Origin of the sequence: Mesorhizobium denitrificans (assembly GCF_003403035.1) — a bacterium.
GTDB lineage: Bacteria > Pseudomonadota > Alphaproteobacteria > Rhizobiales > Rhizobiaceae > Mesorhizobium_G > Mesorhizobium_G denitrificans.
Window position 1 is genome coordinate 439,608 of the sequence record NZ_QURN01000001.1, and the last position, 19,757, is coordinate 459,364.

The following is a 19,757-nucleotide window of genomic DNA, read 5'->3' on the forward strand; positions in this document are numbered from 1 at the left end:
CCGAAAATCTCAACCGGCGCGTGCTATAAACCCTTTCGACTGAAGTCGAAAGGGTTTGGGGCCGCAACCATTTGGACCCTTGAACTACCCTTTCCGCCACCCTCGGGCTTGTCCCGAGGATCTGCGGCGTTGAGCGGTAATGTCTAAAAACACGGTTGTGGATCCTCGGGACAAGCCCGATGATGACGCTGCTCGATCGACCCAAGGGCTTCATCGCTACGCCGCTTCGGTGCGAACCTGATAATCCTTCACATCGGTAAAGCGGATTGCCTTCCACCGCTCCGCCTCATAGTTCAGCGAAAAGCTGTGCTGCGCTAGAAACACCGGATCATTGTCCAGATCGCGGGCAATGTCGCCACGATGGGCGTCGATAAAGCGCTGCACTTCGGCGCGATCATCCGCTGCAATCCAGCGACACACCGAGAACCGCGACATTTCGAAATCGACCGGCAGGCTATATTCTGCGGCCAGGCGCTCTTTCAGCACGTCCAGCTGTAGCGCGCCGACCACGCCGACAATCGCCGGAGAACCATCTTCCGGCTGGAAAAGCTGCACAACGCCTTCCTCGGCCATCTGCTGCAGCGCTTCTTTCAGCTTCTTTGCCTTCATGGCATCGCCAAGTCGAACGCGGCGCAGAATTTCCGGTGCGAAGTTGGGAACGCCTCGGAAAATAACGTCCTCGCCCTCGGTCAGCGTATCGCCGATGCGCAGCGTACCGTGGTTGGGAATACCGACAACATCGCCTGCATAGGCTTCGTCCGCAGTCACGCGGCTGCGCGCAAAAAAGAACTGCGGCGCGCTGAGGCTCATTTGTTTTCCGGTGCGCACCAGCTTGGCTTTCATGCCGCGCTCCAGCGTACCGGAGCAAACGCGCACAAATGCGATACGGTCGCGGTGATTGGGGTCCATATTGGCCTGAATCTTGAACACGAAGGAGGTCATCTTGTCCTCCGTCGCGTGTACCATGCGCGTATCCGCTTCCTGGTCGCGCGGCGGCGGCGCCCATGCGCCAAGCGCTTCGATCAAGTCGCGCACGCCGAAATTGCGCAGCGCCGAGCCGAAGAACACCGGCGTCAGATGTCCCTCAAGAAATGCCTTGTGGTCAAACGGCCTGCACGCTTCGCGTGCCAGTTCCAGCTCTTCGATAAACGCTTCGCGGTCATTCTCGGGCAGCAATCCGGCAACCCTGTTGGAATCCGGCCCATTAACCTTTTGCCGCTCGACCTCGGCATCGCCATGCCGCACGGCATTTTCTGCCAAATGATAGGTGCCGGCAAACGACTTGCCGCTACCGATCGGCCAGGTAATCGGCGCGGTGTCCAGTGCCAGCTTATGCTCGATTTCGTCCAGAATCTCGAACGTATCGCGGGCTTCGCGATCCATCTTGTTGACGAAAGTGACGATCGGAATGTCGCGCATGCGGCAAACCTCGAACAGTTTCAGCGTGCGCGGTTCGATGCCCTTTGCGGCGTCGATCACCATCACTGCGCTGTCGACCGCCGACAGCGTGCGATAGGTGTCGTCCGCGAAATCCTCGTGACCCGGCGTATCGAGCAGATTGAAAACGTTGTCGCCATATTCGAAGGTCATCACCGAGGTCACGACCGAAATGCCGCGTTCGCGCTCGATCTTCATCCAGTCGGAGCGCGTGTTCATGCGGTCCTTTTTGGCCTTCACCTCGCCCGCAAGCTGGATCGCGCCGCCGAAAAGCAGCAGCTTTTCCGTCAGCGTGGTCTTGCCCGCGTCAGGGTGCGCGATAATCGCAAATGTGCGGCGGCGCGCGACCGCCTTCTTAATCGGCTCGGTCATTTTCTGGATTCCATTCGGGGCGGGCTTCTAGCAGTGCAGACGCTGCCTGTCGAGAAAGACGCGCAAGCCGTGGATATCGTGTCTTACATGCGCATTTACAATTGACCCCGCGCTTCACCCGGCCAATATCGTCGGCCATGAAAATCGTCCGCGACGGTCATCCTGAAATCGGCATTGTTCGGCTCGCTCATGCCGAGAGGCTGCCTCTGCCCGCTTATGAGACAAGCGGCGCGGCCGGCATGGATTTGCGCGCCGCCGTGCCGGAAGACCGGCCTCTTGTCATTTTGGCCGGAAAGCGCGCCCTCGTGCCGACCGGCCTCGTTATGGAGATACCGGAAGGCTTCGAAGGGCAAATTCGCCCGCGGTCGGGCCTCGCACTCAAACACGGCATCACCTGCCTGAACACTCCCGGCACAATCGACAGCGATTATCGCGGTGAGGTGAAGGTGCTGCTCGTCAATCTGGGCGAGGATGATTTCACGGTCACGCGCGGCATGCGCATTGCACAGATCGTGTTCGCTGCTGTCTCGCGCGCCACCATCAGCGAGCGCAACACGGCAGCATCCACCGACCGTTCGTCGGGCGGTTTCGGCTCCACTGGAACAGCCTGACCAGCCAATCGGCTGTATCTGCCCTCTTTTTTGCAACCTTGCGCGGTAATACTGTCTTTATGCGATGAAGCAGAGGGATGAATCGTGGACAAGGGCGCGGCATTCAGAGAATTGCACGACAGCGTGTTCGTCATGCCGAATCCGGCAGACATCGGAACCGCAAAGCTGCTCGCAGCCTGCGGCTTCAAGGCTCTGGCGACAACCAGCGCTGGCTATGCGTGGGCGCGAGGCTTAAACGACGGCGACGTTGGCTTCGAAGCCATGATACAGCATTGCCGGGAAATGGTCGCGGCAACTGACCTGCCGCTTTCCGCCGATCTCGAAAAGGGCAAGGGCAACAGCGCCGATAGCGCCGCCGAAACCGTGTTCGCTGCAGAGGCTGCCGGTCTTGCGGGCTGCTCGCTTGAAGATCACAGCGGTGATCCCGCCAATCCGATTTACGACTTCGATCACGCCGTGGAGCGCATCGCCGCCGCTGCCGAAGCGGCCAGATCGCTGAAGCATGACTTCGTCCTGACAGCTCGCTCCGAAAACTTTCTTTGGAGCCGTCCGAACGCCGACGACACGATCCGCCGCCTGCAAGCATTCGAGCAAGCGGGTGCGGATGTGCTTTTTGCGCCCGGCGTCTCTGACATCGGTGTTATTCGGGAAATCTGTAAAGCGGTCACGCGGCCCGTAAACGTTCTGGCAGGCAGCCCGCATTTCACAGTCGAGGCGCTTGCCGAAGCTGGTGTAAAGCGCATCTCGCTAGGGCCGCGCCTCTCCAATCTCGCTTTTGGCGCAATCGAGCGGGCCGCGCGTGAAATTCTGGACAGCGGCAAATTTGGATTCACCGCTGAAATCATGCCTTCCGCGCGTATCTCTCAAATAATGGCCGGCAAATCCAAATGATGCTCTCCGTCGTAGACATGCATACCGGCGGTGAGCCGGTGCGGATCATCACCGCAGGCTATCCCGCTGTTCTCGGCAATTCCATTCTGGAAAAGCGTGCCTATGCGCGGGACAATCTCGACGATCTGCGCAAGCTCCTGATCTTCGAGCCACGCGGCCACTATGACATGTACGGCGCATTACTGGTGACGCCCAGCTTGCCGGAAGCGGATATGGCCGTGCTCTTCATGCACAATGAGGGCTATTCCACCATGTGCGGCCACGCTGTAATCGCGCTAGGCCGTTACGCTGTGGAGCAGGGGCTTGTGCCGCCTGTCGAGCCTGTCACGACCGTCAATATCGAGTGCCCCTGCGGTCTGGTCCGGGCATCCGTCGCCGTCAGTGGCGGCAAGGCCGGCATGGTGTCGTTCGAGAGCGTTCCCGCCTTCCTTCTGGAGCGTGACCGCTCACTGGATCTGGCTGGCGTCGGCACGGTAAAATTCGACATTTCTTATGGCGGAGCTTTTTATGCGCTGGCCGATTGCGCGCAGTGGGGGCTGGAATTTGGGCGCAGCCGCATACGTGATTTTGTCGATGCCGCAACCGCGTTGACCGAGGCAGTAAAGCGCACGCATTCAATCATCCATCCCGAACATGCCGACCTTGGCTTTCTATATGGAACCATTCTGACGGATGGCGGCGACGGCAGCGGAGGCATCGCAACCCGAAACGTCTGCATATTTGCCGATGCCGAAGTTGACCGCTCCCCCACCGGCTCCGGCGTCACGGCGCGGCTTGCGGCCATGCACGCCAGGAGCGATCTTCGCGAAGGTGAACAGCGACTGTTTGAAAGCATCACCGGTGCGCATTTTTCGGGCGAGATGGTTCGCCGCACCAATGTCGGCACGCATGAAGCGATTGTTGCGCGGGTGGGCGGACGGGCGTATTACACAGGCAGAGCGGAATACTCGCTGGAGGAGGGAGACAAGCTCGGCAAAGGATTTTTGCTGCGATGACGAACCTGCCCATCCTCTTGCTGCCCGCGATCGCGGCGCTCACGCCAATTTCTGCGTACGCCGCCAAGCTGCCAGACGCCGTGCAGATGCAGCTTGTCATGATGCTTCAGGCAGAAATCGCACCATGCTGGACAATGCCGCCGATAGACGGAAAGGCGCCAGCACCAGTTACCATACAGGTGCTTCTGAAAAAGGATGGCTCGCTCGCGCGCAAGCCATCAGCCATCGCATTGCCGCAAGACAAAACTGCGAAGGCGCTGGCCACCAGTGCGATCCGTGCGGTTGAAAGATGCGCGCCGTTCGACAGTGTCGCGCAGCACCCGAAGGCCTATGACAATTGGCGGGAACTGCACATCAACTTCGCTCCGCTCGGCAATTGAATTCTGCGCTTTTCTTTGCAAGCCAAAGCATTTAGACCCCAGCGCGTGACACAGTTGGGGCGCGCATGAGCAAGTTTGACGTTCTTTGCATCGGCAACGCGATTGTCGACATCATCTCGCACAGCGACGAAGCATTTCTCGTCGAGAACGGCATCATCAAAGGCGCAATGAACCTTATAGACACCGAGCGTGCCGAGCTTCTTTACAGCCGCATGGGTCCTGCGATCGAGGCGTCAGGCGGCAGCGCTGGAAATACGGCGGCGGGCATCGCAAGCCTTGGCGGCAAGGCCGCGTTTTTCGGCAAGGTCGCGCTTGACCAGCTTGGCGAAATCTACACGCATGACATTCGCGCGCAGGGCGTGGCGTTTGATACGCAGCCGCTGGCCGGTCCGCCGCCAACGGCGCGTTCCATGATTTTCGTTACGCCCGATGGCGAGCGCTCCATGAATACCTATCTTGGCGCCTGCGTGGAGCTTGGACCGGAAGACGTAGAAGAAGACAAGGCACGTGCTGCTCAGGTCACCTATTTCGAGGGCTATCTGTGGGATCCACCCCGCGCCAAAGACGCCATCCGCCTGACCGCTAAATACGCGCATGCCGCTGGCCGACAGGTGTCGATGACGCTTTCGGATTCTTTCTGCGTCGGGCGTTATCGCGACGAATTCCTCGATCTCATGCGCTCTGGAACCGTCGATATCGTTTTCGCCAATAGCCACGAAATCAAATCGCTCTACGAAACCTCGTCCTTCGAGACGGCTGTGGATTTGATCCGTAAGGACTGCAAGCTCGCTGCCGTTACGCGCTCGGAAAAGGGCTCCCTCATCGTGCGCGGCGATGAAACCTACGAGATTGCGCCTAAAACAGTGCGCCAAGTTGTCGATACGACCGGCGCTGGCGATCTCTACGCCGCTGGCGTGCTTTACGGTTACACGCAGGGGTTCGACCTCAAGCGCTGCGGCGATCTTGGTTCACTCGCTGCAGGACTGGTCATCGAGCAGATAGGCCCGCGCCCCCGCCAAAGCCTGAAAAACGAAGCGATCAAGGCCGGATTGCTTTAGTGCGGCTCTGATAGCTCTGCGGAGAGCAGGCTCACTGTCGACGGGAGCTACGTTTCTCAGTTCGTCATCCTTGGGCTTGTCCCAAGGATCTACTGGTTTCGACTGGCGGGCGGATGAGTCTGAAAGACGAAGCGATCAAGGCCGGATTGCTTTCAGGGAAAGGTCGGCGCTGTCCCGCATCCCGTGGCCGCGACCTTCCCCGTTTACGGGGAGAAGGTGCCAGCAGGCAGACGAGGGGCGGCGCTATCCTTTCAGGAAAAGCGCCACAATCCCAACCGTCAAATATGCAGTGCGTGGCCGAGAGCCTTGAGCGCCGCTTCCTGGAACGCCTCTCCCTGAGTCGGGTGCGCATGGATCGTACCGGCAATGTCCTCGAGCCTTGCGCCCATTTCGATTGCCAGGCCAAACGCTGCGGATAGCTCCGAAACGCCTTGTCCGACCGCCTGAATTCCCAGCACGACATGGTTATCCGCGCGCGCAACCACGCGCACAAATCCTTCTTCGCCCAGCTTGGTCATGGCGCGGCCATTGGCGGTGAAGGGGAACATACCGATCTTGACCTCGGTGCCAGCCGCCTTCGCTTCGTCCGGCGTAAGTCCCGCCGACACGACTTCCGGGTCGGTAAAGCAAATCGCCGGAATGCAGCGCTTGTCCCACGAGCGCTTATGGCCCGCGATAATCTCGGCAACCATTTCGCCCTGCGCCATTGCGCGATGCGCCAGCATAGGTTCGCCCGTCACGTCGCCAATCGCATAAATCCCGCGCATGGATGTGCGGCACTGGTCATCGATGCGGACAAATCGGCCAGACATGGTCAGGTCGATCTGTTCCAGACCCCAACCTGCGGTCTGAGGCTTGCGGCCCACCGTCACGAGAATTTTGTCTGCAACGATTTTCTCATCCTTGCCGTCGGCAGTTTCCACCAGCAGCGCGTCGGCCTTGGCCGAAAGTCCCTTTGCCTTCGCGCCGGTCAGCACCGTAACGCCAAGCGCAGCAAGACGCTTCGTAACAGGTCGCGTCAGTTCAGCGTCATATGTCGCCAGCACGCGCGGCAGAGCTTCCACCACCGTGACCTTCGCGCCCATCTTGGCAAAGGCAATGCCGAGTTCCAGCCCGATATAACCGCCGCCAACAACCGCGAGCGTCTTCGGCACCTCTGTCAGCGAGAGCGCTTCCGTGGAGGAAATAACGTTTCCGCCAAACGGCAGGAACGGCAGTTCAACCGGTACAGAACCAGTCGCGATCACGACATTTTCGGCGCGAATAATCTGCGTGCCGGTCTCCGTCTCGACCTCAACGGTTTTACCGTCACGGAATGTCGCCCAGCCGTTCACCACCTTGACCTTGGCCTTTTTCAGCAGGCCGGAAACACCGCCGGTCAGGCGGCCGACAATGCCGTCCTTCCACGCGATTGTCTTTGCCAGATCAAGCTTCGGCGCCGAAACGCTGATACCGAGCGGGCTCGCGCCATCAGCAAAATGCGTCGCCTTCTCGAATTCCTCGGCCGCATGGATCAGCGCCTTGGAAGGGATACACCCGATATTGAGGCAGGTGCCGCCCGGCTTGTTAGCCTCGACAATAACCGTGTCGATACCAAGCTGGCCCGCGCGAATAGCGCAGACATAGCCGCCCGGACCCGCACCGATAACCAGAAGTTTGCAGGAAATTTCTTTCATGGTCCCGATCCTAGTTATCCATGAAGATCAGCGCAGGCGTTTCGAGCAGCGCCTTGATGCGCTGGACAAACACCGCCGCATCCCAGCCGTCGATCACGCGATGATCGAATGACGAGGAGAGGTTCATCATCTTGCGCGGCACAAATTGCGTGCCGTCCCACATGGGGCGAACCATCATCTTGTTCACGCCGACAATCGCGACTTCCGGGTAGTTGATAACCGGTGTCGTGGCGATCCCGCCCATCGCGCCAAGCGACGTAATGGTAATGGTCGAGCCCGACAATTCCTCGCGCGTCGCCGTTCCAGATTTCGCCGCATCGGCCAACCGGTTCACCTCCGAAGCGCAATCCCACAGGTCGCGCGCCTCGGCGTGGCGAACCACCGGCACCACCAAGCCAGTCGGTGTCTGCGCGGCCATGCCGATATGCACGCCGCCATGCTGGTGGATCACCCCGGCATCGTCGTCGAACAATGCGTTCAACTGCGGCTGTTCGGAAATCGCCTTCACCATCGCTCGCATCAGGAAGGGCAGAAGGGTAAGCTTCGGCCTGTCCGCGCGCTTGCCCTTGTTGAGCGATGCGCGCAGTTCTTCGAGAGTCGTAACGTCTATTTCCTCGACATAGGTAATGTGCGGAATGCGCGACTTTGAAATCCGCATCTTCTCCGCGATCTTGCGGCGAAGCCCGACAACCTTGATTTCGGATACGTCATTGTTCTGAACAAGCCCGCTGCTCTTGCCTGCCGGCTGCGGACCGCGCGCAATAAACGCATCAATATCCTCGTGCGTAATGCGTCCCGCAGGCCCTGAGCCCGCAACCTGACGCAAGTCAACACCGGCCTCGCGTGCCCTCAGGCGTATTGCCGGCGATGCAAGAGGCTTCTCGCCCTCGGCACGCGGAGCGCCCGAAAGCGCACGCGTTGCCGCCGGTTTCGGAGCCGTAGCCACTGGCTTTGGCGCAGGCTCGTCCTTTTTCGCTTCTACAGGTTCAACGGCCTTCGGCTTTTCTTCCTGCTTTGCCGGCTTGGCTTCGGGCGCATCGCCTGCCTTGACATTGCCTTCGCCAGCCACTTCCAGCCGCACGATTGGCGAGCCGATGGCAACAGTGTCGCCAATTTCAGCGCCGAGCCAGATAACCTTGCCATCGACCGGTGAGGGAATCTCGACCGTTGCCTTGTCAGTCATGACGGCGGCCAGCACAGCGTCTTCGCGCACCAGATCGCCGACCTTCACCTGCCATTCGACAAGCTCGGCCTCTGCAACGCCTTCGCCCACATCGGGCAGCTTGATGACGTATTCACCCATGTCTCAAGCCTCCATCGTTTCGATCAGCGCGCGCCCGACGCGGGCAGGGCCGGGGAAGTAATCCCACTCCTGCGCGTGCGGATATGGCGTGTCCCAACCGGCTACGCGCGCGACCGGCGCTTCGAGATGGTAGAAGCAATTTTCCTGAACCAGCGTCACCAGTTCGGCGCCGTAGCCTGAAGTCATTGTCGCTTCGTGGATCACCACGCAGCGGCCCGTTTTCTTCACGGATTCAACGATCGTATCGAGGTCGAGCGGCACCAGCGTGCGCAGGTCGATAACTTCAGCGTCGATGCCCGTTTCTTCCGCCGCCGCCAGCGCGACATGCACCATCGTGCCATACGCCAGCACCGTAACCGCGGCACCGGGGCGGCGGATCAACGCCTTGCCGAGCGGCACGACATAATGCCCGTCCGGCACTTCGCCCAATTCGTGCTTTGACCATGAGGTGACTGGCCTGTCATGGTGCCCGTCAAACGGTCCGTTATAGAGCCGCTTCGGCTCCAGAATAATCACCGGATCGGGATCTTCGATCGCCGCGATCAGCAGGCCTTTCGCATCGACCGGATTGGAGGGAACGACAACTTTCAAGCCCGCAACATGGGTGAACAGCGCTTCGGGGCTTTGACTATGCGTTTGCCCGCCGAAAATGCCGCCGCCCGTTGGCATACGCACCACCAGCGGACAGGTAAAATCGCCCGCCGAGCGATAGCGCAGTCGCGAAGCTTCCTGCGTTAGCTGGTCGTACGCAGGGTACATATAGTCGGCGAATTGAATTTCTACGCAGGGACGCAGGCCATATGCGGCCATGCCGATAGCCGTGCCCACAATACCCGATTCATTGATCGGCGCATCGAAGCAGCGCTCTTTTCCATACTTGGCTTGCAGGCCGGCCGTGCAGCGGAACACGCCGCCGAAATAGCCGACATCTTCACCGTAAACGACGACGCGCTTGTCGCGCTCCATCATCACGTCCAGACCATCGCGAATGGCCTCGATCATAGTTTTGCGCGGCATGGGTTATACTCCTGCCTGCTGGCGCTGGCGGCGCAAATGCGGTGGCATTTCTTCGTAAAGTCCTTCGAAAATATCGCGGACGGATGGCTTGCCGCCGGAATGCAAAGTGCCGTGGCCCTCCGCCTCCTTCTGTGCCGCAATCACGCTGTCCATCACTTCCGCTTCCGCCTGCTTGTGGCGCTCATCGCTCCAGATGCCGCGAAGGATAAGATGGTTCTTGAGCCGCAGGATCGGGTCGCCCAGCGGCCACGCGTCCGACTCCGTCTTCGGACGATAGGCCGAAGGGTCGTCGGATGTGGAGTGCGCGCCCGCGCGGTACGTCACATATTCGATCAGCGTGGGGCCGAGATTGCTGCGTGCGCGCTCTGCGGCCCATTTGGCCACCGCATGCACGGCCAGAAAATCATTCCCGTCCACACGCAGCGAAGGAATGCCGAAGCCGATGCCGCGCGCCGCGAATGTTCCCGAACCGCCACGCGCGATGCCCTGGAATGTCGAAATCGCCCATTGATTGTTGACGACGTTCAGAATGATCGGCGCCTTATAGGTCGAGGCAAAAACAAGCGCCGAGTGGAAATCGGATTCCGCCGTCGATCCGTCGCCGATCCACGCCGCCGCAATGCGCGTGTCCTTGCTGATGGCTGAGGCCATTGCCCAACCCACCGCCTGCACAAACTGCGTCGCGAGATTGCCGGAAATCGTAAAGAACCCATGCTCCCGTGATGAATACATCACTGGAAGCTGTCTCCCGCGCAGCGGGTCGCGCTCGTTGGAGAATATCTGGTTCATCATGTCGACCATCGGATAGCCATCGGCGATCAGCAGGCCAGCCTGCCGATAGGTCGGGAAATTCATGTCGCCTTTTGCCAGCGCCTTGCGGAAAGCCGTCGATACGGCCTCTTCACCGAGATGCTGCATGTAGAAGGATGTCTTGCCCTGCCGCTGCGCCATCTGCATCCGCGCATCGAAGGCGCGCAGCGTCATCATGTGGCGCAGGCCTGCGGTCAACTCTTCGTCCGTCAGCGATCCCGCCCAGGGGCCAACAGCCTCGCCGTCGCGGTTCAGAACGCGAATAATCGAGAACGCCAGCTTGCGTATGGATTCAGGTTCCGCATCGACCGGCGGCCGCTCAACCGAGCCGGCTTCCGGAATAACGACATTTGAGAAATCTGGAGTGCCGCCCGGCCTGACTTCAGGCTCCGGCACGTGAAATTTTAGAGGCGCGCTATTGGCCATGATCATCCTCCCGGTTGACCGGACAAGGTGAACTTACCACACCAGTCGGCCACGCTTCTGATGGCTTTTCAAGGTGATTTCAATGGGGAGTTTACGCCCCCGCTAAAATAGCAAGAGCGGACCGAATTTCGGCCCGCTCGCGCAATTTTCGATCTAGCTGCCCGCGTCTCTGCGCAACTAAGATTTATGATGCACTTTCTGCAGCCCATAGACTGGCGTTGGCAAGCCTTCCATCCGCGCTTTCAGTTGCAGCGCGAGATAGAGCGAATAGTGCCGCGACTGATGCAGATTACCGCCGTGGAACCACAGGCCGTCCTGCTGGGTCGGCTTCCACATGTTGCGTTGCTCGCCCTCCCACGGTCCCGGATCTTTGGTGGTGTCGGAGCCAAGGCCCCAGCATTTCCCAACCTTGTCCGCCACTTCTTTTGATATCAGGTCGGCCGCCCAGCCATTCATCGAGCCATAGCCGGTGGCATAGACCACCAGATCAGCGGGCAGGCGCGTCCCGTCTTTCAGGATTACCGCGTCTTCGGTCAATTCCTGCACATCAGACCCGCTCTTGAGCTTGATGGACCCGTCAATCACGAGGTCACATGCGCCGACATCGATGTAGTAGCCGGAGCCGCGCCGCAGATATTTCATGAAAAGGCCGGAGCCATCATCGCCCCAGTCCAGCATGAAGCCTGCTTTTTCCAGATTGGCGTAGAAGTCCTTGTCGCGCTCCTTCATCTGTTCATAAAGCGGGATCTGGAACTCATGTAGTATCCGGTAGGGAATGGACGCAAAGATCATATCTGCCTTTTGCGTAGTCACGCCGCTGTTTACAGCCTTTTCGGAATAGAGCGAGCCGAGCCCAATATCCATCAGCGTGTCGGACTTTACGATGTGCGTGGACGAACGCTGCACCATCGTTACATCAGCACCCGCCTCCCACAGTGCAGCGCAAATATCGTGCGAGGAGTTGTTGGACCCGATAACGACGACCTTCTTGCCCTTATATTTGTCCGGTCCGGGATGCGTCGAGGAGTGCTGTTGCTCTCCCTTGAAAACATCCTGCCCCTTGATCTTTGGCCAGTTGGCTTTGCCAGACATGCCTGTCGCCAGCACCAGCTGCTTCGGCTTCAGGGTAATTTCCTTGCCGTCGCGCTCAACGACGACAGTCCATTCTTTGGTCTTCTCGTCGTAGGTCGCTTTCTTGGCCGTGGTGGAAGCCCAATAGTTCAGCTCCATCACCTTGGCATACATTTCCAGCCAGTCGCCGATCTTGTCCTTCGGAGCAAACACCGGCCAGTTCTTCGGAAAATCTATGTAGGGCAGGTGATCGTACCAGACCGGGTCATGCAGGCAGAGCGACTTGTAGCGCTTGCGCCAGCTATCGCCCGCCCGCTCGTTTTTCTCCACGATGATGGTCGGCACGCCGAGTTGCTTGAGCCGTGCCGCCAGCGCGATGCCGCCCTGACCGCCACCGATGATAAGCACATAGGGCTGCTTGCTGTGGCCCAGCTGGGCAATTTCCTCGTCGCGCTCTTCGCGCCACGTCTTGCGGTCCTTGCCGTGTCCGTGTTTCGCGCCGAGCGGGCGCGTATAGCCGGATTTTTCTTCGTGGCCCTTGAGTTCGGTCAGCGCGGTCAGCAGTGTCCAGATGCGGCCGTCCCTGAGCCGCAGCAGGCCATAGCCGCGACCGGCTTCAGTTTCGAACTGAATCCAGCTTTCAGTAATCCCGTTCGCTTCGGTTGCCTCTTCGCCCTCGGCAATCTTCCAGCCGGATGGGGCAATTTTCGCGAGCTGCGCTTTCAGCATGTCGCGTATCTGGTCCTGGCCTTCCAGCGTTTTGATATTCCAGGTAAACGCGATCAGGTCACGCCAATAAGAATCTGTCTGGAAGCAGCCGACTGCCGCTTCAATGTCTTGCTCAGCCAGCGCCTTCCCGAATTTCTCCAGGAACGCCGACACCTTTGTGCTGGGCATTTTTTCTAGCATCTCGTCTCCTCCGGGCCTCCCGCGAGACGATGGTGGCGCGGCTAGGGCGCGGCGGCAACTGTACTATCCGACAATCTTCATGGAATCGCCGGTTCAGGCAAAAATCCGGGCCACAAAGGCAGCAATTCCAGATTTGCGCGGCGCTTTTTCGATTGCGCCCACGGGCATCACAGAACCCGGAACGCATTGCGCAGACCGCGTATACTCGTCCTCAAACAGCGGTGCATCTTTGGCCAGTTGTGCCACGGATTCGATGATGAAATTCACCTTATCATCAGGAAGCAACACGCTGAAATTCAGCCTGGTGAAGCCGGGCTTCTTGATGTCGTCGCCAGCGAGGATGGCCGCACGAATGTCATCAGACTGTTCTTCGCCAATCGCCAGCAGCCTGTGCGCATAAGGGCCTGCACAAGCGCATCCACCGCGCGCCTGAATGCCGAACCTGTCGCTCAGCATTTTGGTGACGAGCTGTTGATGAACATAGGCGCCTTTGCCGTTTCGGATACGAAACGAAAATATGGGGAGCCGCTCAGCCAGCGGAAGTCCCAGCATTTCCATTTGCGGAATGTCCTTCCAGATGGCGAATGCGCGTTGTCGAAACTCGCGGTTCTTCGCCTGCATTTCTTCCAACCCGATCGCATGCTTGACGATAAAGGCCAGCGCGACACGTATGTCGCCAATCACATTTGGCGTGCCTGCTTCCTCTCTCGCCTCGACATTGTCGAGATAGTCATGCCAATGCGAGGAAACGAACTTCACCGTGCCACCGCCGGGCCATGAGGGCTTGCCGGTAGCAACACTGTCGCGGCGTACGATCAGCAGCCCGGATGCGCCGGGGCCGCCTATGAACTTGTGCGGCGAAAGCGCTATCGCATCGATCTCCGCGTCCACGCCCGCAGACATGTTGATCGGCACATATGGACCTGCGCCCGCATAGTCCCAGACCATCTTTGCGCCGGCAGCTTTCACCATGCGCGTAATGTGGAGCACGTCGCTGCGAATGCCGGTGATGTTCGACGCCGCAGACATCGTGCACACCGTCAGATCATAGGACGTATCGCGCAGCGCCTGCTGCAACTGTCCAAGGTCGGGACCACCTTCGGCGGCCTCATCGATCTCGACAACCTGCGCACCACTTTCCCTCCAGGGCAGAATGTTGGAATGGTGCTCATACGGCCCCACAATAACGCGTACGTTCTTTCCAGCTGCCACAGCCTCGGCAGTGCCAAACAAGGACACAAGCCGGTTGAGGCCGGAGGTTGCGCCTGAACCGGTAAATATCACGGCGTGGTCTGCGCTTGCCCCGCAATAGTCGGCTACCATTGCGCGCGCCTCGCGACGCAGGCGCGTTACGAATCCTCCGCAATATGAGTCTTCCGTGTGGCTGTTGGCATAGTAGGGCAGAACCTCGTCGAGGATAAAGTTCTCGACTTGCCTTAGCGCCCGTCCTGAAGCCACATAATCCGCGTAGACCATGTCCTTGCTGCCATAGCGGCCAATCACACGCGCATTCGCTCCGATCAAGCCCGCCCTTAGTTCTGCAAGCACATCGCCTTGAAGCAGCGTATCGCGAAACCGCGCCAAACTCGTGCTGTTCTCGTGCATATGAACGTTTGTGACTGACAAGATCGGCCCCCCAAATTTCCCTAAGCCGAGCTGATTTTAATATTCCCGTCGCAATCAATATCTTCTAATATATGCAATATTAGTAGAACATTGGGTCACATGATCGAAAAATCGGAAAAGATTGATGCGTTTGATTTGAAGTTGCTGAATGCCTTGCAAAAGGATTCCGCGCAGTCACAGCGCGAGTTGGCGGACAAGGTTGGATTGTCTCAAAACGCCTGCTGGCGAAGGCTCCAGCGGCTCCAATCCATCGGCATTATTCAGGGTTCGCGCACGGAACTCGACCTGAGCGCTCTGGGTCTGGATTTGACCGTGTTCGTGATGATCCGCACGCGTTCCCATTCGCGCGAATGGAGCGAAGCGTTCAAGACTCATGTGATGAAATTGCCGGAAGTGACCGACTTTTATCGCATCGGAGGCGATTGGGATTATCTGATAAAGGTCATAGCCAGAGGCATGTCCGGCTATGACGCGTTCTATCAAAAACTCATTTCGAGCTTCGATCTAGCCGCTGTTACCGGCTTCTTTTCGATGGAGGCGATTGTCAAAAATCGTCCCCTCGATCTCAACCGCCTGAAGTAGTTTCTGCGGGTGGCGTGAGCCACTTGCCGCCCTCGGTCATCAACCAGCCGACAAGGCCGGTAATCGCGAGCAGGGCCAGCGGCGCAACGACCCAGAATGAAATTTGATCCGATCTGAACGCGGTCGCGGGCCATACTGTGTCGTTCACAAAATTGAACATGCCGTGCCAGATAACGAGTTCGGCAATCGTCAGCCCAAATCGGCGCAGAGTGCCCAATAAAATGCCGAACGCGAAATAGTAGGGAAGCATCGGCAGTCCATTGTTCAAATGCATGAAAGCGAAAAGCGCCGCGCTGGCGAAAATGGCCAGACCAACGCGCTTCTTGAACGCTTCAAATGCAATTCCGCGATAGATCAACTCTTCGGGCAGGGCGATGAGGACGATAAAATATATGAACTGCCACGCAATATTCCCGCTTCCGGCAAAAATACTGTCCGCGCGAACCGTCAGAAAGACCATCGTCGCGATGGTCAGCACCCACGCGAGCAGGGCCACCGCACTGACCTCACGTTTGACTGCGCGCAACCCGCCACGCGGCAGCAGGTCAGCCATGAACGCGCTGCCGGCAACCTTTCGATAGACCAACAGCGCCGCAGTTAATTCCACGATGGAAAACGAGTACAACAGCGCAACGCGCGGTCCCGGTTCCAGCACGTTTGCCCACGCCACAATTGCGACCGTACCGAGTGTTGCAAGCGCGACGAAAAACAGAACGGAAATGCTTTTGCGTGTCATTGGAAGCGCTCACGGTTGATCGGTGGTCTCGAAGTCATGCCGTTGGGCGCGGTTTCCATCGGCATTTGCCCGCCTTGTTGCGGCGACAGGGAGATAGTGCGGTCGCATAGCGACTGAATCTCCGGCCTGTGCGTCGCCATTATAACGGTCGTTCCAAGGTCACGCAGGCGTTGAAGAATGCGAACGCTCTGCTCCAGCGATAGATGTGTGAAAGCCTCGTCGAATATCAGGCATTCACCACTGCGATAGAGCGCCTGAGCAAGCATGAGGCGCTGGATTTCGCCGCGGCTAAGCCCTTGCTTTTCAAGGCGTTCGGAACCGTCACCGTCGACAAAGAAGCCGAGCCGCTCCCAAAGTTCCACGAACTTCAGCACATAGACCAGCCGCGGAATGTCGATCTCGCGTCCGCTGGCAACGAACGCCGCGAGCGGGCCTTCTACAAACTCGTCATCCGCGACAACGAAGCCGGCAGAAATGGGGCCAGTTACGGCAATTCCTTCGAAATAGACGCCACCTGCGATCGGACGCCGCAAACCGGCGAGCAAATCGAGCAAAGTGCTTTTGCCTGCGCCGCTCTCACCGAGAACGTTGACGACCTCGCGTCTTTTGATAGCGAAGTTGAGATTTGCAAACAGATCAGCATCAAGGCCATTGTAGCCGAAGCTCAGCCGGTCCGCGATCAGCATATCCGCGCCTCTGTGCTCAATCGGCTGCTCTGGCAGAATGATCTGGTTTTCAGCTAACCCTTCGTCGCGATCGACCTCGTGCACTACTTCGGCCACGCGACGCACCACCGGCCCCAAGGCACGGTATTTCTGGAATGTGTCGGACAATTCGGTCAGCTGTGTTGACAGGACCAGTCCCAGCGCCGTCGCCAGCATGAAACCGCCATAGGTCAGTTGACCGGCAATCATCAGATAAGCTCCGGCAAATGCAGCGAGCGGTTGGGAGGAAGTGTCAATCGCGCGTTGGAAGGCGCGGAACGTGATAAACCGGCGCTCATAATTTGCCCGTGCGGTCTGCCAGCGGCTGATGCCGGGCAGGCAGGTTGTCAGCAGGTGGTCTTGCAGACCTGCCGCGAAGAAACGCAGGAACCCGCCCGCTCTCTGCGCTTGAAGCGCGCGGTTGCGATCCCCCTCATCTCTGATCTTGAGTTCAAGCTCATGCGTTCGTTTGGAGACCACATACATCCAGCCAATAATCGCCACGCGCGGGATGATTAGCAGAATCGCGATAATTGGCGCGATCAAGAAGAGCGCAGCAGTGGACGCAACGGCGATTATCGCCTGCGGCACGACGGAGTGATGCGCACGCAAGGACAGCCGCAGGCATTGATCAAGATCTTTTAGCCGGCCAAACAGCTCGCCTGCAAAATGCGCATCGAAAAACACCGTTGGACGAGCATAGAGCCGATCAAGAAACGCCCGCTTTATTTTCAATGTGGTGTCCAGCGACTGGCTCTCAAGGCGTAGCGATTGCAGATGGCGAAGACCCAATCGCACCGCGAGAACCGGCAACCCTGCCCAGGCAAGCGCATAGCCGTTGGTGTCGGTCGAAACGGTGAGTTGGTATGTTCCGGTGCTTGAGCTGTAGCCGGCAGCAGCAATGTAATAAGTATCGTTGCGCTGCGGCGTGAAGAAGACCATCGAGTCGACCGTGCCATTGCTGTCATCATTCATGGCTCGTCCAACGCCATCCGGCCTGACATTGCCGAAAATGTCGACGGGGTTGGGCGATGAGTCATAGATCGCCCACAGATAGGGGTCCGTCAGCGTGCCGCGTCCGGTCGGCGCCCCACGCAGGTCGATGCGGTATGTCGTTCCGGCTGAAAGCGTAACCGCGTACCAATCCCTGTCACCGGAGGTGCTTATGGTGCCCTTCGCCATACCGTTGATCGCGACCGAGCCAATCCGCTCGTTTCGCGCTGAAGTGATATCGGATGCGAAATCTCCCCCGACCTCGACGGACGGCAAAAGCGGCTCGGTATATGCGTTGTTGACGACCTGTAGCTGATAGGTACCCGTGCCCGCCGAATATGCGCCCGCGGCTATATAGTATGTGCCCGAGTTCGTTGGCGTGAAGACAATGCGCGACTCCAGCCCGATGGCGTCGTCATTTGCCAGGCCCATCGAGGCCCCATTGGCGCTGACGATGCCGTGGATCATGGGATCGTTCAGCGTGCCGCGTCCTGACCCCGAGCCGCGCAGGTCGATCCTGTATGGCACTCCGGCATTCAGCATCACCGCGAACCAGTCCTGATCGCCCGCCTTTTCAATCGAGCCGGTCGCGGCGGCGTTTGCGTTCAGAAACCCGATATTGCCTGCCTGTGCATCCTTGATGGACGCGCCGAAATCGTAACCACCCGAAGGCATACCGTTGAACAACAGTTCGGCACTCGAAATTTCGCGGTCTTCAAATTCATCTTCATCGGCCAGAACATCGTCGGCCATCTCGAGCAGAAGTCCGCGGCAGAAAGCCAGCATAACCTCAGGCGCAATTTCCAGATCGGCGCTCTGTTCATTCGTGACCGCGTCCGTTGGCAAACCGCACAGCGTCACGACGCGCCGGCTCATAGAAATCAACGTATATTCGCCGACCCCGGTGATGCGAATGCTGAACGAACCGCCCAGCCCTTCCAGCCAGCCGGCATCGTAGCTGACCGGCAGCATCTCTTGCATGATTGCGCCAAACAACAAGGACGGCGCATTCAGCGCCGGCATCTTTTCCCAACGATCATTGAGCAGAAAATTTTCATCCACCCGCAGGCCGCCCGCAAACTTTCGGAACATCACCGGGTTTGAAATACGGCTCGCATCCAACGCACAAACGTCATCAACGCTTAGCGCCACATTCGCGACGCTGTCCAAAATCAGCATAGTTTTCCCCAAGAACTCGACCGCCCCGTGGTCGTTTATGCTTGGAAATTCTCAGGGTGCCTCAAACACTTTGAGAAACTTCAGAAGCATTAGGGAAATCTAATAGCTATGCTGTGTGAACCTTTGATGTCAGCGGTGTGCAAGTCACACCGCTGCCTGGCAACTCAATCCTTGCCCGTCATATCCGTGCGCTTGAGTTCGTCGAGCGTCGGCATCGAAACGACGTGATAGCCGCTATCGACGTTCAACACTTCGCCGGTCACGCCGCTGCCGAGGTCGGAAAGCATATAGAGCGCAGAGCCGCCAATCTCGTCCAGCGTTACAGGGCGGCGCAGCGGTGAGTTGCGCTGCTGGAAGGAGAACATATAGCGTGCGTCGGCAATGCCAGCACCCGCCAGCGTGCGCACCGGTCCAGGCGAAAGCGCGTTCACGCGTATTGCGCGCGGGCCGTAATCATTGGCGAGGTAGCGCACGCTTGCTTCAAGTGCAGCTTTTGCCACGCCCATTACATTGTAATTGGGCATCACGCGCACCGACCCTGCATAGGTCAGTGTCAGCAGCGAGCCGCCGTTAGTCATCAGCTCCGCAGCATGGCGCGCCACTTCCGTGAAGGAGAAGCACGAAATCACCATGGTGCGCGTGAAGTTGTCCCGGCTGGTGTCGGCGTAAAGGCCCTTCAACTCGTTCTTGTCGGAAAAGCCGATAGCGTGGACCAGAAAATCCATGCTGCCCCATTCCGATTTAAGCGCGTCGAACACCGAGGCCACCGATGCGCTGTCCTCGACGTCGCAAGGCAGTAGCAGCTTCGTGCCAACCTTTTCCGCCAAAGGCGCAACGCGCTTTCCAAAGGCTTCGCCCTGATAGGTGAAGGCCATTTCCGCGCCATGCGCGGCGAGCGTCTGCGCGATGCCCCAGGCGATAGAATGGTCATTCGCGATGCCCATGATAAGGCCGCGCTTACCCTTCATCAGTCCGTCCATG

Annotated in this window: 16 protein-coding genes; 6 read left to right on the plus strand and 10 right to left on the minus strand. The window is 58.7% G+C overall.

Annotated features, from left to right (window positions below):
- Positions 1–216: 216 nt before the first annotated feature.
- Positions 217–1,809 carry a peptide chain release factor 3 gene (locus DY251_RS02065; protein WP_116622154.1) on the minus strand — a complete coding sequence of 531 codons (1,593 nt, stop codon included), beginning with the start codon at positions 1,807–1,809 and terminating at the stop codon, positions 217–219.
- 137 nt (positions 1,810–1,946) lie between these two features.
- Here DY251_RS02065 and dut point away from each other — a divergent pair, with 137 nt between their 5' ends.
- The 5 genes from dut to DY251_RS02090 all read left to right on the plus strand — a co-directional run bounded on the left by dut (position 1,947) and on the right by DY251_RS02090 (position 5,744).
- On the plus strand, positions 1,947–2,420 hold the full coding sequence (gene dut, locus DY251_RS02070) for a dUTP diphosphatase (protein WP_116622155.1): 474 nt from the start codon (positions 1,947–1,949) through the stop codon (positions 2,418–2,420).
- A gap of 84 nt (positions 2,421–2,504) precedes the next feature.
- On the plus strand, positions 2,505–3,311 hold the full coding sequence (locus DY251_RS02075; RefSeq protein ID WP_116622156.1) for an isocitrate lyase/PEP mutase family protein: 807 nt from the start codon (positions 2,505–2,507) through the stop codon (positions 3,309–3,311).
- Positions 3,308–4,306, plus strand: a complete 999-nt coding sequence (locus DY251_RS02080; RefSeq protein WP_116622157.1) for a proline racemase family protein — start codon at positions 3,308–3,310, stop codon at positions 4,304–4,306. The genes DY251_RS02075 and DY251_RS02080 overlap by 4 nt, the downstream gene beginning before the upstream one ends.
- On the plus strand, positions 4,303–4,686 hold the full coding sequence (locus tag DY251_RS02085) for a hypothetical protein (RefSeq protein WP_116622158.1): 384 nt from the start codon (positions 4,303–4,305) through the stop codon (positions 4,684–4,686). The genes DY251_RS02080 and DY251_RS02085 overlap by 4 nt, the downstream gene beginning before the upstream one ends.
- 65 nt (positions 4,687–4,751) lie before the next feature.
- Positions 4,752–5,744, plus strand: a complete 993-nt coding sequence (locus DY251_RS02090; protein WP_116622159.1) for an adenosine kinase — start codon at positions 4,752–4,754, stop codon at positions 5,742–5,744.
- Between the two features lie 278 nt (positions 5,745–6,022).
- On the opposite strand, the gene lpdA is transcribed toward DY251_RS02090, so the two are convergent.
- The 6 genes from lpdA to DY251_RS02120 form a co-directional block, all read right to left on the minus strand.
- On the minus strand, positions 6,023–7,420 hold the full coding sequence (lpdA, locus tag DY251_RS02095) for a dihydrolipoyl dehydrogenase (protein WP_116622160.1): 1,398 nt from the start codon (positions 7,418–7,420) through the stop codon (positions 6,023–6,025).
- A gap of 10 nt (positions 7,421–7,430) precedes the next feature.
- The gene (locus tag DY251_RS02100; protein ID WP_116622161.1) at positions 7,431–8,723 is read right to left on the minus strand and encodes a dihydrolipoamide acetyltransferase family protein; all 1,293 of its coding nucleotides are present in this window, start codon (positions 8,721–8,723) and stop codon (positions 7,431–7,433) included.
- 3 nt (positions 8,724–8,726) lie between these two features.
- A complete protein-coding gene (locus DY251_RS02105; RefSeq protein WP_116622162.1) occupies positions 8,727–9,740 on the minus strand; it encodes an alpha-ketoacid dehydrogenase subunit beta in 1,014 nt (337 codons plus the stop codon).
- A gap of 3 nt (positions 9,741–9,743) precedes the next feature.
- Positions 9,744–10,976, minus strand: coding sequence for a 3-methyl-2-oxobutanoate dehydrogenase (2-methylpropanoyl-transferring) subunit alpha (locus tag DY251_RS02110; protein WP_116622305.1), 1,233 nt, complete (start codon positions 10,974–10,976; stop codon positions 9,744–9,746).
- 177 nt (positions 10,977–11,153) lie between these two features.
- Positions 11,154–12,956 (minus strand): NAD(P)/FAD-dependent oxidoreductase, encoded by a 1,803-nt coding sequence (locus tag DY251_RS02115; protein ID WP_116622163.1) that lies wholly within the window; start codon positions 12,954–12,956, stop codon positions 11,154–11,156.
- A 93-nt stretch (positions 12,957–13,049) separates the two neighbouring features.
- Complete coding sequence (locus tag DY251_RS02120; protein WP_116622164.1) at positions 13,050–14,561, minus strand: aminotransferase class V-fold PLP-dependent enzyme; 1,512 nt, start codon at positions 14,559–14,561, stop codon at positions 13,050–13,052.
- 120 nt (positions 14,562–14,681) lie between these two features.
- Between DY251_RS02120 and DY251_RS02125 the strand changes: the two genes are divergently transcribed.
- Positions 14,682–15,164, plus strand: coding sequence for an Lrp/AsnC family transcriptional regulator (locus DY251_RS02125; protein ID WP_116622165.1), 483 nt, complete (start codon positions 14,682–14,684; stop codon positions 15,162–15,164).
- Here DY251_RS02125 and DY251_RS02130 read toward each other — a convergent pair.
- The 3 genes from DY251_RS02130 to fabI all read right to left on the minus strand — a co-directional run bounded on the left by DY251_RS02130 (position 15,148) and on the right by fabI (position 19,756).
- Positions 15,148–15,900: a CPBP family intramembrane glutamic endopeptidase gene (locus tag DY251_RS02130; protein WP_116622166.1), complete on the minus strand. Its 753-nt coding sequence runs from the start codon at positions 15,898–15,900 to the stop codon at positions 15,148–15,150. The two genes, DY251_RS02125 and DY251_RS02130, sit on opposite strands and share 17 nt — an antisense overlap.
- Complete coding sequence (locus tag DY251_RS02135) at positions 15,897–18,776, minus strand: ATP-binding cassette domain-containing protein (RefSeq protein ID WP_116622167.1); 2,880 nt, start codon at positions 18,774–18,776, stop codon at positions 15,897–15,899. Before DY251_RS02135 ends, DY251_RS02130 begins: the two co-directional genes overlap by 4 nt.
- A 164-nt stretch (positions 18,777–18,940) precedes the next feature.
- On the minus strand, positions 18,941–19,756 hold the full coding sequence (gene fabI / locus DY251_RS02140) for an enoyl-ACP reductase FabI (RefSeq protein WP_116622168.1): 816 nt from the start codon (positions 19,754–19,756) through the stop codon (positions 18,941–18,943).
- Between the last annotated feature and the right edge of the window lies 1 nt (position 19,757).

Coding starts and splice junctions, on each gene's coding strand:
- DY251_RS02125 (WP_116622165.1), top strand. CDS start 14,682: ATGATCGAAAAATCGGAAAAGATTGATGCGTTTGATTTGAAGTTGCTG.
- DY251_RS02110 (WP_116622305.1), bottom strand. CDS start 10,976: ATGGCCAATAGCGCGCCTCTAAAATTTCACGTGCCGGAGCCTGAAGTC.
- dut (WP_116622155.1), top strand. CDS start 1,947: ATGAAAATCGTCCGCGACGGTCATCCTGAAATCGGCATTGTTCGGCTC.
- DY251_RS02115 (WP_116622163.1), bottom strand. CDS start 12,956: ATGCTAGAAAAAATGCCCAGCACAAAGGTGTCGGCGTTCCTGGAGAAA.
- DY251_RS02090 (WP_116622159.1), top strand. CDS start 4,752: ATGAGCAAGTTTGACGTTCTTTGCATCGGCAACGCGATTGTCGACATC.
- DY251_RS02135 (WP_116622167.1), bottom strand. CDS start 18,776: ATGCTGATTTTGGACAGCGTCGCGAATGTGGCGCTAAGCGTTGATGAC.
- DY251_RS02120 (WP_116622164.1), bottom strand. CDS start 14,561: ATGCACGAGAACAGCACGAGTTTGGCGCGGTTTCGCGATACGCTGCTT.
- lpdA (WP_116622160.1), bottom strand. CDS start 7,420: ATGAAAGAAATTTCCTGCAAACTTCTGGTTATCGGTGCGGGTCCGGGC.
- DY251_RS02100 (WP_116622161.1), bottom strand. CDS start 8,723: ATGGGTGAATACGTCATCAAGCTGCCCGATGTGGGCGAAGGCGTTGCA.
- DY251_RS02105 (WP_116622162.1), bottom strand. CDS start 9,740: ATGCCGCGCAAAACTATGATCGAGGCCATTCGCGATGGTCTGGACGTG.
- DY251_RS02130 (WP_116622166.1), bottom strand. CDS start 15,900: ATGACACGCAAAAGCATTTCCGTTCTGTTTTTCGTCGCGCTTGCAACA.
- DY251_RS02085 (WP_116622158.1), top strand. CDS start 4,303: ATGACGAACCTGCCCATCCTCTTGCTGCCCGCGATCGCGGCGCTCACG.
- DY251_RS02065 (WP_116622154.1), bottom strand. CDS start 1,809: ATGACCGAGCCGATTAAGAAGGCGGTCGCGCGCCGCCGCACATTTGCG.
- fabI (WP_116622168.1), bottom strand. CDS start 19,756: ATGGACGGACTGATGAAGGGTAAGCGCGGCCTTATCATGGGCATCGCG.
- DY251_RS02080 (WP_116622157.1), top strand. CDS start 3,308: ATGATGCTCTCCGTCGTAGACATGCATACCGGCGGTGAGCCGGTGCGG.